Origin of the sequence: Flavobacterium sp. PLA-1-15 (genome assembly GCF_049060005.1) — a bacterium.
In the GTDB taxonomy this organism is placed as follows: domain Bacteria; phylum Bacteroidota; class Bacteroidia; order Flavobacteriales; family Flavobacteriaceae; genus Flavobacterium.
The window spans coordinates 1-12842 of sequence record NZ_JBMGQS010000048.1; the positions used below are offsets into that span (position 1 = coordinate 1).

Genomic DNA, 12842 nt, shown 5'->3' on the forward strand with positions numbered 1-12842 from the left:
GATTGGGCTGGGACGGTACCTACAACGGACAGCCACTGCCAGCAACGGATTATTGGTTTACTCTCGATTACGAGGAAAATGGAATTAGAAAAGAGTTTAAATCTCATTTTGCAATGAAACGATAAATAAAATGTTTTTGGAAAACCCGTTCAACTTGAACGGGTTTTTTTATGTATTGGATATTTGGAAATGACTTTTATATTTTTCTTCACTTAAAATCTTCTATCTTTGAAATAAAAAGTAAAATATGTCTTTCAAACAATTACTATATTTCCTGATATTTTTCTTTACAATTTCAACAAGAGCCTCCTTTATATTGATTCCAATGGATGAAACTACGCAACAGAATCATCTAAAAGCCTACGGAATTACTTATTGGGCTTTAGATAAGCAATATAAAATTAGCTGGTTGCTAAATTACAGAGGAGGTTCCTTTTTATTGCCTGATGCACAAGAAATAAGAAAAGAATGTCAAATAAGAGGTGTTAGTTATGAAGTGATTTCGGATGGTGAATCAAATGGTATCCTTGATGAAATTTCAAGCCCATCACAAAATATGGAGGCAGTGGTCTTAGAGAGAACTCCTAAAATAGCGGTTTACACTCCTAAAGGCAAACAACCTTGGGATGATGCGGTAACATTAGTTTTGACGTATGCAGAAATTCCTTTTACTCCTGTTTATGATGAAGAAGTTTTGTCGGATGGCTTACTGCTGTATGATTGGCTTCACCTTCATCATGAAGATTTTACAGGGCAATATGGCAAGTTTTTTGGTGCCTATAAAAATGCGCCTTGGTATATCGAGCAAAAAAAAGATGCTGAAGCGTTGGCTGCCAAGTTGGGCTATGGTAAAGTTTCAGATTCTAAATTAGCTGTAGCTAAAAAGATCAGAGATTTTGTGATAGGAGGTGGTTTTATGTTTGCTATGTGTTCTGCCACGGATAGTTTTGATATAGCATTGGCAGCAGATGGTATTGACATTTGTGAACCTATGTTTGATGGTGATGCAAGCGATGGAAATTACCAGTCGAGAATTGATTACAGAAAAAGTTTTGCTTTCAAAGATTATACACTTGAAAGAAATCCTAATGTTTATGAGTTTTCTGATATTGATATGACTCAGAAAAGAAAGATGCCAATGGAGAAGGATTATTTTACCTTAATGGATTTTTCAGCTAAATGGGATGTTGTGCCTAGCATGCTTTGTCAGAACCACACGCAGTTGGTAAAGGGATTTATGGGACAGACAACTTCATACGATAGTAATCTTATTAAGTCGAATGTTTTAATTATGGGGGAAAATCACTTTAATGGTGAGGCTCGTTACATTCACGGTCAAATTGGAAAGGGAATGTTTACTTATTTTGGAGGTCATGACCCTGAGGATTATCAGCATAGAGTGGGTGATGAGCCTACGGTTTTGGATTTACATCCTAATTCGCCAGGCTATCGATTGATATTGAACAATGTTTTATTCCCTGCAGCAAGAAAGAAAAAACAAAAAACATAGTATAAAAGAAGAGCGAATATTTCAAAATATTCGCTCTTCTTTTTTTATCTCTTAAGTGAGAAATGTCCCTTGGTGGTTCTCCCATCTTCCAGATCTATAACATACCAATAATCATCAACTGGCATTTGTGTGCCGTTAAGGGTGCCGTCCCATCCCGTTGTGTCATCTCCCATCAATTTTTTTACCAGTTTTCCATAACGATCATAGATGTAGGCGACAGTTTTGGAATTGAATAATTGATTGACACCGCTGATTTTCCAATGATCATTATAACCGTCAGCATTTGGTGTGAAAAACTTAGGAATACCTATTACAATTACTAACTCTTGTATCATTCCGCACCCATTTTTATCTCTGATGTAAACGGTATGAATTCCACCTCTTACATTATCAAAAAAATTAGATTCTTGAAAAGGACCATCTGGGTAGTCTAGGCTGTATTCATAATTTCCAATACTTGATGCATCCAATGTAATTGTTATTGTGTTTACATCTATCGTCACATCTTGAACAATTATTTCTTCTACAGTAGCATCACTAGAATTTAGAACTGGCATTGTTCGCGTTATTGTACAACCGTTTGCATTGGTTACATCTACAGTGTAAATTCCAGGAAGGTTGACTTGGATACTATAAGACGTTTGAGGTAAAGGAGTGCCATCTTTAAACCAAGCGTAGGTATAGTCGCTTTGTGCGCCTTGCAAAATAGATGCATTTAATGTTATAAACTTTAATGGGAGGTTTGCACATACATAAATGTTATCATCTCCCTGTCTGACAATATTGGGTAATGTATTTACAATTAATCGTATAGGGCTTATTCCGGAGCAGTCGTTTCCGTCTTCAACACGAGCGTAAACTGTAGCATCGTAGGCAGTTGTATTAGTGTAATCAGAAGGGTCAGGGATTGGATTTTCTTCCAATAATGCTTCATCAAGTGTTTCATAGAATACAGCTGTTTCTGTACCCGATAAAACCAAAGTTGAAGTATTCAGATCAAATGATCTAAAACCATCTTCTATATTGACTATGTCGCAAAGAGGGGCAATAGTGACTACTTGGCTAAGCACATTTACTTCAAGATTTAAAATACTAAAACTGGAACAGCCTGTCCTATTGTTTGTTACCAATGCTTCTATCTGTTGGGGATTTGATGTATTGGTATAATTAGCGTCTATAGGATTTCCGTTTTCAAAAAAAGTAACACTTAAGTTGGAAACTCCATTGGTTAAATCGTCGATGGCTTGATTTAGGTTGAATAAAGTTATGCCATCTGGGTTTAGGCCAGAATCACATTGTACTAATGTAGAGTTGATTTTTGCAGGAAGTGGATTTACTATAAGATCTATCGCTTTTATTCTGAAGCATCCGTCTGTATTGGTAATTTTTATAAAGATTTGCTCCTGATTAGGAACGCTGTTGTAAAAAGTACTTGAGAAAGCTCCAATATTTCCCAATGCATCACTACTGGAAGTATAGTATTCAACAACAAGGCCCGTCAAATCTTGACCTTCCATTAATGCTAGGGTAACATCATTTAAGTTGAAAGTTCCTTGCCCATTGCCGTCATCACCATCTGTAGTATCATCGCAAATCTCATATCGACTTCCAGGAATATTTACAGAATTGATTACTTCAATTGTAAAATCACTTGTACTGAAACAACCAGTTGTTGTATCTGTAATTCTTGCAAAAATAGTTTGAGGATTGGAAGTATTGATAAAGTTTGATGAATCTGCTATAAACGCATCATTCGTCAGCGCATCATTCTGATTGAGATGGTAGGTTACTACAACACCTGTTTGTGCGCCTATAATTATACTCGAGTTTTGATCCAAATTAAATGATGTGAAACCATCTTGAATCAAATCGGTATCACACTTTTCAATATCTAAAGCTGTTCCTACAGGATTTTCGAATGTTGGAGGCTCGGTAAATGTTGCTGTTCCAGTCCAGGTTAGTGAAAAATTGCTGGTTCCAATTGGTCTGTCGATGATGAGGAAATAGGTTTCTCCACTGTTGACGGTGAGCCACTCGACAAAGCCATTTTCAGCAGGATTAGTTGTTCCTGGGCCTTCATTTTCTTGGTTTGAAGCAATATCCCTCATACCGGTTAAGTTATTCGGAGCACCCATCGCTGCAGGATTGATGGTGGAGCATCTTTTGGCTTGACCAATATTTCCACACGTAACATTTGGACCATAAACAAAGAAATCAAAATCAACATCAATGTTAGTACTTTCGGGTGTTAAGGTAAAACCAAGGGTTCCTCCGGTACCTATTGAAAGTTGTAGCCAAATACTATTATTTTCACTGCTTCCGCAAGTATTGGATCCGTTAAGTTCTTGACTTCCAATACCTGTGGCACTCAGGCCTTCAAAACCAGTATTACCACAAACTACGATTGCATCCACACAATCATTTTGGGCATTGCCTTTTGAAGTAATAAAAAACAATAGGACTATAAATAAGTAATTTAATTTAACCATTTTATAAAATCAAAGTAACAAATTTATTCTAATATTTTAATAGTCAGCTATCGTTTTAAAGAAAAATGACCTTTAACCACACGTCCGTCCTCTAAACTAATGACAAACCAATAATCTGAGGCAGGTTGTGGCTTCGAATTGAAGTTTCCGTCCCATCCATCTCCTTCTCCAGAAAAATTATAAAGCAATTTTCCGTAACGGTCAAAAATAGATATTATAGATTTTGGATGTTCTTTTTTCAAGTATTCAATCCTCCAAATATCATTGTATCCATCTCCATTAGGAGTAAAGAATTTTGGATAATCCAATACATAAATTTCTTTTGGGGTAATACCGCAACCATTGATGTCCTTAACATAGACGGTGTACAATCCTGATGGAATGTTTATAAAAAGCGGGCTGTCTTGATAGCTGATTCCATCTAAAGAAAATTGATAGTCTCCAAGGCCTGAATATTTGATGAGCACTGAATTTTCTCCTCCATGGAAATTGTTTATTTCGACAGAAGTAATTGTAGCTTTACCAGAAGGTTTTACGATGAATTTCTTACTGTCGGTACAGCCATTTGCACCCGTTACTGTTATAATATATTCTCCTGCGGAAGTTACAGTAATGGCATTAGTTGTTGATGCACTTGCATCGTTCCAAATATAGCTTTGATAGATGTTAGGCACTGATAATGTAATGCTGTTAAAGCCATCGCATAAATATATTTCCTCGTCTTCAAAATCCTGTGCTGTAAAACTGTTGATGACCAAAGTCACAGGAATCACGCCATAACATTCGGGACCGTTTGTGATCCTTGCCCAGATAGTTTCTTGGGAGGGTGTAAGGTTACGATAGGTATTGGCTAAAGGTGATGTTTCGGTTATGGCATTGCTCGAAGTTGCATAATAAACGACAAGCAGTCCTGCAGGAAGTCCTGCTGTAACCAAGGGTGTTACATCAGCTGTTAAATCAAATTCATAGACATTGTCTTTTATTCCGTCGGTGTCATCGCAAACTATAATGGGTGCAGGAGTTGGAACATTATTGTTTGAAATTTCCAGCGAAACTTCCACAAAAATAAAACAACCATACGAATTGCTTGCTCGTGCATATATTGTCCTTGGAGCAGTCGTAGTAAATGAACCAGGGTTTGCAATGGGTGTTGCATCTGTTTGATTTGCATAATAGATAGGACTAGACAAGTTTGGATGTCCGTCTAAAATTTGACTGTCCGCTTTTATAAGGTTAAAAGTTGTAACACCATCATTATTGTCATCACACTGAACCAACGTTGCCTGATTGGCAATAACGGGTGGTGAAAATTCTAAAGTAACTTCTCCTTTTGAAACGCAAGTTGAACTATTGTAGGTAATTTCAACGGTGTAAGTACCACCTTCATTATTGGTTACATTGTAAATGGGATTTGTAGCTCCGGTTATCGCTACATTATTCTTGAACCATTGGTAGGTATTGGTGCCGGGTTCAGTCGCATCCAGCATATAGCTTTCGCCATCACAAAGAGGATTCCCAGAAGCAATTAAACGATTTTGTCCCAAGTCTTTCCCAATCTTAAAACTTCCTCCACCAAGAAAGATGGCAGAATCATATAAATTATTTCCTTGGTCGGCAACGACCAATTTAATATGATACAAAACACCCGGAGTAACATTCGCCTGAGCTGTCATCACCACTGTCTGCCCGTTATAACCTGTAGGGTGTTCAAATCCATTAAAAGCATCAAAGTAGTTTTCATTTGATGCCGGACAAACTGTGCCAGGTCCTCTAACTGTATTGGTCTTTACAGGGGTATTTGTTCCAGGAATTACAGCCAAATTTTGATAACCTCCCGTTCCATTGACTTCCTTTAGCAAAAAAACAAAACCATCTGTAAAATTGCATTGATTTTGAGAAGGATTACTCAAGTATTGTTCTGAAGAAAAGATATAATCAAAGCTTATTTTATTGGCCAACGGTAAAAAATCAAATTCTAGAACGGTAGCATTTATTGAACTACCACCTATTCCTAAAGCATTTTCCAAATCCGTATCGCCCAGCCAGTTGGTAGGGCCGTCACTCAAAATCCCACTGTTAGGGCCTATTGCGGCTGTTGCTCTTCCAGTTGTAAGCAAGACTCCATCGGCAAAAGGAAAAGTACTAGTCCCTGCAGTAAAGTAGCCATACGAATTACCATCACCAAAAGCCCACCCCGAAACGTTAATGTTAGAAACATTAGCACACGGACTATTTATAAGTACGTTTCTAACCAAATCTTCATGAGAAGCATTGTCGTCAACGGTAATATATTGAGCAGAAACTGATGCCGAAAAACACAACAGAAACAGCATATAAAAGGGGAAGTTTATATGTTTCATAGTATCTGCAAAGATACTATAAATCCCGTTTTTTTAGGAGTTTGTATGACATTAACATAAATATAACGATCCATGCAGATACAATCAAAATGGCAAGGTAATCAACGCTGTATATTTTTGAATCTGCAACTCCAATTTGATTTCCAATTGACTTTACTACAGATAACCTTGTAATAGGTTCAACAATCAAATTGCTCATTGCTTCCAACGGTAAAAACTGCGTGAAGTTCCTGTCATAGTCGTTATTTGGAAATATTTGATAATTCAATACCGCAATGATTATTGCTTCAAGAATGTTCCAAACAAACAGAAAACCAATTGCAAAGGCAGAACGTTTTACCAAGATGCCTAAGAACAAACAGAAAGAGAAAAAGCCGACAAGCTTAATAAAGTATGCCAAGAGATAGTCTAAATCCGTAAAAATGATTCCGATTTCAGTATAAGATGAAAAACTCAAACCAAGAATCATCGACATTATAAAAATAAAAACTGTCGATACTAAGGCAAACATCAACACAGTGATAAACTTTGAAAGTACAAATTCTTTCTTGCTCATTCCATCAATAAGATTCTGTTTTAATGTGCCATAACTGTATTCATTTGCCATCATTGAAACGATCACTATGGCCAGAAAGAATTTCAAAATTGCTGCGATATAAGTATTAAAATGCCAGATGTATGGAAAATTAAAGATGCCTAACTCAGCAAAGTGCAATTTAAAGTTTCCAATGTCAAATTTTATCGATGCAATCAAGGCGATAAAAGTAAGCAGGATAAAATAGGTAAGTGTAAGGACACGGCTAGCCCTGTTCTTCCATATTTTTTGTAATTCTATTGAGAGTAATCTTTTCATTTTGTCTTAGTTTTTTGATGGATGGTTTTTGGTAAGCTCAAGAAATTGTTCTTCCAGACTGTTTTTCTTTTTAACAAGATGTTTCAGTGCGACTTGATTCTCGAAGAGGTAACGGTTTATCGCTGCGGCATCCAAGTCCCTTTTCAGGTAAGCGATGACTTTGCCATTTTCCAGTGCTGTTTTTTCAACGTCTGGATGGTTCTGCAATACTGCAATTAAAGTCTCGTTGTTATCTGCACAGAGTTCAAAGAAAGCTTCGTTGGCCGTTATGCCATCAACTCTTCCGGAATAAAGTATTTGTCCTTTACGCAAAACCAAAACATGCGAACAAACCTTTTCTACTTCATCCAACAGATGTGAAGCCAACAAAATAGTAGTGCCTTGACTTGCAATGAGCTTAATAATGTCGCGAATCTGATGGATTCCCTGCGGATCAAGACCATTTGTAGGTTCATCCAAAATAAGAATTTCAGGATCGTTCAATAGGGCAGAGGCAATCGCCAAACGCTGTTTCATTCCCAACGAAAAAGTTCTGAACTTGCTGTCTTTTCGCTCCATCAGGCCAACAAGTGTCAGTTTTTCTTCGACTTTGGCATAGTTGATACCCTTGATTTTGCAAACGAGTTCCAAGTTTTCCTTGGCTGTCATGTAAGGATAAAAGTTAGGGCGCTCGATTATTGCACCTACTTTTTTCAAGGCCTCGTGTGTATCGATTTTTCCGTCGAACCAGCTGAACTCACCTGAAGTTTTGTTGACTACATTCAATACGATACCCAAAGTGGTTGATTTTCCACTTCCGTTAGGGCCAAGGATGCCGTATACATTTCCTTTTTGAATTTCTAGGGACACATTATTTACAGCGTGGACATAGCCATAACGCTTGTGGAGATTTTTGATTGATAATATAGTTTCCAAGATGATTGATTTTAGGTTTTAATGTTTGACGAGTCAAATAGCAATTTGTTACTCGAAGTTGTTGATTATTTACAAAATAAAAAATGCGCTTCATCCTCAAGATGAAACGCATTTCCAATTAAAACAAAACAAAAAATTATGAACGTACAGCAATCTAATTTTTAAGTATGATGATCCAATCCCATTCTTCGGGATTGCCAACCCCTACGCTAGGAGTATAAAGGAAAATTCTTGCCTTTGCATCAGGGTTTGATAATACAAACTCGCGTGCTTTTATCAAGCTCTGTACGGCACTCCAGATGGTTTGATAGTCATAGTTCCCTTCAGTAGGGTTAAATACATTTTCAAAACCTTCTGTAGGAAATACGTAATCATTGGTAAGCGTTACTTCAAAACTACTTGCGGGCTCAAAGCTTTCAGGATAGTTTATTTCTCCAGTTCCATCCCAAACAATGGTACCGTCGAATATTTTTGCATCTAGCTCTTTGTAATACAGTTGGATGCCTCCAAAATCTCCTGGTTGCTGATACTCTACTTCAATATTGAATGTAGCAGTAGTATCACTAAATGTAAGCTCTTTTCCTCCTTCAAAAGTATTTGTAGTATAATCTACTTTTAAAAGAAGCACTTTGTTGTCTTGAACGGGAATGGTGCTGCTTAGATCGTCTTCTGCTCCAACGCACGAAGTCAGTAAGACTACAAATGCAAATAGGGTAATAAATTTTGTCTTCATAATATTGGTTTTTTGATTGATAATTCTATCTAATAGATTGTAAAACAATTAAAAGGTTGCGTTTTGGTTTCGTTTTTAAGTTATTAGTCGATTAAAATATTTGATAAAAATTTGTTTCTATTGAAAAGAAAGCTATTGAAAATGGTACTCTTTTAGTATTGGTAGGTTTGTAATTTAAGACAGTGTTTTTTAAGAGGAGTATCCACACACGGATAGTATATAGGAAGTTGCCATGGTGCATACAGGAAGTAATATGCAATATGGTACGGTATAGCTAAGGTATGGGTATGCTTTTTAGTAGTCGAAAAGGATGCCTTGTAAGGTAGAAATTTAAAAGATAGAAGAAAAAGTTTCTTGCTTTTTATAAATTGTAAATAATCTGCTGTTAGATGACGAGATTACAATTTAGTATTCAGAAAAAAAATAAAATGAATTATAATAAATCTTCGATATATCGAGAAGGTGTAACTCCTGTTACTTTCTTGAAAACCCTATTGAATGTAGATTGCTGAATGAATCCAGCTTTGAGGTAAATGTGCTCGATGGTAAATTTTTTATGTGCTACATTGTAGAGTTCAGAGATTACTTGATTTATACGGTATTCATTCACAAAATCTCTAAAATTTTTAGAAGATTTCTTCCTCAAAGTTTGGGAGATATAGGAGCCGTTTGTATCAAGTTCCTTTGCCAGCATTGTAATATTGAAATCTGGATTTGTGTAAGGCTTCTCATTTTCAAAAAAGCTAATTATTCTGTCATAAAGTACTTCCATCTTATCAGGAGGCATATCCGTTTTTGAATCTTCATATAATATTGTTGCAAATGTGTTTGAATCCGTTATGAAATTGTCTTTAATTGCTGGTTGAGAATGACTTTTCAGTTTGTTGAATTCATTGTTAAAGTATAGTATAATAATGGATAGGTAGCTTGAAAACCCGATTAACACATAGTCTTGAAATTTAATTATGTTGCTGTTGTTGAATTTGTTCTTATCCTCCGCCACAATAAGCGATTCTGAGAGGATAGGTGTGAAATAGCAAATTATTAAAATGAAAATCGAAGTTATTATTGTAGCTCTAAGATTAGTCAGCATCAACGTCATCAGCAACATTGGAACATAAAGCAGATAGATCACAATGGACACATGTTGCACATACATGCTGCAGAAAAAAATGAATGTAGTTATCAATAATGTTGTGATTCGGTAGATATGTTCAAAATCATATTGTGATTTTGAAATGATGTAACTGGTTATGGTAATTGAGAAAAAAGCAGACAATAGGATATAAGGTGGTACTATTGGCTGTATTCCATCTATCTGTAATTGGTCAAAAACAATAATAAATAGCAATAAGCCCAAAACTGACATTACGAAGATTTTGCTGAATTTTTTTCTTTTGCTTACTAATTGCTTATTAGGGTGTTGCATCTTTATACAAATGGAATTTGATTATAGTAATTATATGGTTTGTGATAAGATGTGGGGGTGGCTGTGGGTTTTACTTTTTTCTATTCAAGTTCTCAATATATTTAGATGGGGCTATTCCTGTAATTTCCTTAAAATTTCTGAAGAATGTCGATTGGTTCGTAAAGCCTGCATTTTTGTATAATTCCTCTAAAGTGTATTCCTCCTGATTATTATGGATGTCTTCAATAATTTGTTTAATCCGATATTCTTGTACAAATTCGGTAAATTTTTTCCCTCCTTCATTGTTTAAGGCTCTGGAGATGTATGTTGGATTTGATTTTAATTTTTGAGCCAGCATTTTAATTGTAAAATCAGGGTTAATATACGGCTTTTTTTGTTCCATATATTCTTTTATGTTGAGAAATAATTTTGCAGAGGCTGTATTTTCCTCTTCCATCTGTTTAAAATCTACGTATAAATCTACGGAAGCCATTTTGTTTTCAATCTTATTTAGTTCAGTATAATAGTATAAAGTAAGGAATGATAGATAAGCAGCAATTGTGTACAACACATAAGTAAGATTCCTGTGGATTTCTTTTTCTCTTTCATTTAGTACTTCAGGAACTGATGCTCCTGTTATCTCAGCAAGCGATTGTAAAAAAAAGCAAAGGATTAAAGTAACTACAACAAACACCATTGCTTTTTTTAAGGATGTTTGCATCAAAATCATTAGCAGTATAGGTATATAAAATAAGCAAACCGACATTGATCGGTGGCACGTTACCAGCCCTAAATAAAAAACCAATAGGTATAAACCTGCCGTTATGGCTTTATAAATTATCCAGAAGTTAAATTTTTCCTTAACCGATAGATACCCAACATAACAGGACAATATAAAAGAGATGAACAACGTCTGCTGATCGATTTTTAATTCATAACTGACATCAAAATATCGAAAAGAAAATATCAAAACATTATAGAAGGCGAATATGGCTAATAAAGAAAATATAAATAAGCGTCCAAATTCTTTTCTCTTATTGTCTCTTTCAGTAATAAATGGATTCATTAATAGTGGTATGTTTTCACAAATAGAAAATCTTTCTGTTATCTTTTCTTAAAATGTTTGTTTCACGCTCTAAACCTACAAAAAAAACCTTAATACAACACTTTTTTCATGTTTTGTTCCTAGTCAAAAAGAATATTTCATAAGTCAAAACAAATATTTAGATACTCACTTTTGTTTTTAAAAAGATTTATAGTGTTTTAAATCAGTGATTTATGAGTGAGTATCAGTCATTTTATAAAATAGCTTATATAGTCGATTTTTTGTTTTGAAAAAAAATAAATATTTGTCATAGTAAAATATAATTCTTGATTTGAAGCAAATTGAATTGTGTTTTATATTTAAAAAAAGACTATTGTAGAGTTATCCCCAATCTTATACTCTTTCAAAAAGTGAATGCTTTATTTTATTTTTAAAAAATAGCGAAGGTTATGTTGTAAATCTTGGTTTTTTGGTTTCAAAAGTGTGATAATTATTTGCTAATAAATGTGCTTTAAGCATATTTTAAAGTCTAACAGACCTATATTTTATAATTTCAAAAAATTAGATAGAATCTAACTGTCGGATTTTAGTCATTTTTTGAATCGTCTGCAAAATTCATGCACAATGATTGATTGTAAATCATTCTGAAATGGATGTTGCTTTTCGCAATTAAAAAAAATATGAATAAATATTAAAGATTGAATTATGAAAAACAAGTTCCTTCCACTATTATCGGTTTTAGGATTCTACGGTGCTTATGGGCAAGTAGGAATTGGTACGTCTTTACCTGACAACTCTTCCCAGCTTGAAGTTGTAGCTACTGACAGAGGTATTCTTATTCCTAGATTGCCATTGACCAATTCTACTGATACTACAACCATAACAGGTGGGAATGTTAATAGTTTACTGGTTTTCAATACCGCCACAGTTTCAGATATAACACCTGGGTATTACTACTGGTATGATGATAAATGGCACCGATTGGTGATTTCTGATGAAATATCACCATCTCAAGGAAATGTTATTTATAATCCGATCACAAATGAATTTACTTATATAGATGCTGGAGGCACTACTCAAATTATCAATTTTGAGGAAATAGTCCAGATGCATGAAACAGTAACAACACTGGTTGATAATGGAGATGGTACAATAACCTATACTAATGAAGCTGGAGTTCCAGTTACTGTTGATATGGGACAAGGTCCGGCTGGACCACAAGGACCACAAGGTAATGATGGACCTATGGGACCGGCAGGACCAGCTGGAGCAGATGGTGGAGTAGGGCAACAAGGTCCTCAAGGACCAGTTGGAGAACAAGGACCAGATGGTAATCAAGGTCCAATAGGTAATCAGGGACCGGATGGTAATCAAGGACCAATAGGAAATCAGGGACCAGATGGTAATCAAGGTCCGATAGGTAACCAAGGACCAGACGGTAACCAAGGACCGGACGGTAACCAAGGACCAATAGGAAATCAAGGACCAGACGGTAATCAAGGACCAGTAGGAAATCAGGGACCAATAGG

At 35.5% G+C, this 12842-nt stretch carries 9 protein-coding genes and 1 pseudogene; 3 read left to right on the plus strand and 7 right to left on the minus strand.

Annotated features, from left to right (window positions below; genetic code table 11):
• Positions 1-2: 2 nt before the first annotated feature.
• Both ACI6PS_RS15895 and ACI6PS_RS15900 read left to right on the plus strand, forming a co-directional pair.
• Positions 3-125, plus strand: coding sequence for a T9SS type B sorting domain-containing protein (locus ACI6PS_RS15895; protein ID WP_421013567.1), 123 nt, complete (start codon positions 3-5; stop codon positions 123-125).
• Positions 126-247: 122 nt separating this feature from the next.
• Complete coding sequence (locus tag ACI6PS_RS15900) at positions 248-1510, plus strand: asparagine synthetase B (RefSeq protein ID WP_421013559.1); 1263 nt, start codon at positions 248-250, stop codon at positions 1508-1510.
• 44 nt (positions 1511-1554) lie between these two features.
• Here the strand turns inward: ACI6PS_RS15900 and ACI6PS_RS15905 are convergent, their stop codons facing one another.
• The 7 genes from ACI6PS_RS15905 to ACI6PS_RS15935 form a co-directional block, all read right to left on the minus strand.
• Entirely contained in the window at positions 1555-3999 is a 2445-nt protein-coding gene (locus ACI6PS_RS15905) for a T9SS type B sorting domain-containing protein (protein ID WP_421013560.1), read from the minus strand.
• Between the two features lie 47 nt (positions 4000-4046).
• Positions 4047-6332, minus strand: a complete 2286-nt coding sequence (locus ACI6PS_RS15910) for a choice-of-anchor L domain-containing protein (RefSeq protein ID WP_421013561.1) — start codon at positions 6330-6332, stop codon at positions 4047-4049.
• A 43-nt stretch (positions 6333-6375) separates the two neighbouring features.
• A complete protein-coding gene (locus ACI6PS_RS15915) occupies positions 6376-7212 on the minus strand; it encodes an ABC transporter permease (RefSeq protein WP_421013562.1) in 837 nt (278 codons plus the stop codon).
• 6 nt (positions 7213-7218) lie between these two features.
• Positions 7219-8127 carry an ABC transporter ATP-binding protein gene (locus ACI6PS_RS15920; RefSeq protein WP_421013563.1) on the minus strand — a complete coding sequence of 303 codons (909 nt, stop codon included), beginning with the start codon at positions 8125-8127 and terminating at the stop codon, positions 7219-7221.
• 154 nt (positions 8128-8281) lie between these two features.
• Entirely contained in the window at positions 8282-8860 is a 579-nt protein-coding gene (locus ACI6PS_RS15925) for a hypothetical protein (protein WP_421013564.1), read from the minus strand.
• Positions 8861-9293: 433 nt separating this feature from the next.
• Positions 9294-10289, minus strand: coding sequence for a helix-turn-helix domain-containing protein (locus ACI6PS_RS15930; RefSeq protein ID WP_421013565.1), 996 nt, complete (start codon positions 10287-10289; stop codon positions 9294-9296).
• A gap of 70 nt (positions 10290-10359) precedes the next feature.
• Entirely contained in the window at positions 10360-10989 is a 630-nt protein-coding gene (locus ACI6PS_RS15935) for a helix-turn-helix domain-containing protein (RefSeq protein WP_421013566.1), read from the minus strand.
• Between the two features lie 1029 nt (positions 10990-12018).
• Between ACI6PS_RS15935 and ACI6PS_RS15940 the strand changes: the two are divergent.
• Positions 12019-12842: pseudogene (locus tag ACI6PS_RS15940) on the plus strand (hypothetical protein); the annotation flags it as partial.

Excerpts from the sequence above, each read along its gene's own strand:
- ACI6PS_RS15900 (WP_421013559.1), top strand. The coding sequence starts at position 248 with ATGTCTTTCAAACAATTACTATATTTCCTGATATTTTTCTTTACAATT.
- ACI6PS_RS15910 (WP_421013561.1), bottom strand. The coding sequence starts at position 6,332 with ATGCTGTTTCTGTTGTGTTTTTCGGCATCAGTTTCTGCTCAATATATT.
- ACI6PS_RS15915 (WP_421013562.1), bottom strand. The coding sequence starts at position 7,212 with ATGAAAAGATTACTCTCAATAGAATTACAAAAAATATGGAAGAACAGG.
- ACI6PS_RS15935 (WP_421013566.1), bottom strand. The coding sequence starts at position 10,989 with ATGCAAACATCCTTAAAAAAAGCAATGGTGTTTGTTGTAGTTACTTTA.
- ACI6PS_RS15905 (WP_421013560.1), bottom strand. The coding sequence starts at position 3,999 with ATGGTTAAATTAAATTACTTATTTATAGTCCTATTGTTTTTTATTACT.
- ACI6PS_RS15925 (WP_421013564.1), bottom strand. The coding sequence starts at position 8,860 with ATGAAGACAAAATTTATTACCCTATTTGCATTTGTAGTCTTACTGACT.
- ACI6PS_RS15930 (WP_421013565.1), bottom strand. The coding sequence starts at position 10,289 with ATGCAACACCCTAATAAGCAATTAGTAAGCAAAAGAAAAAAATTCAGC.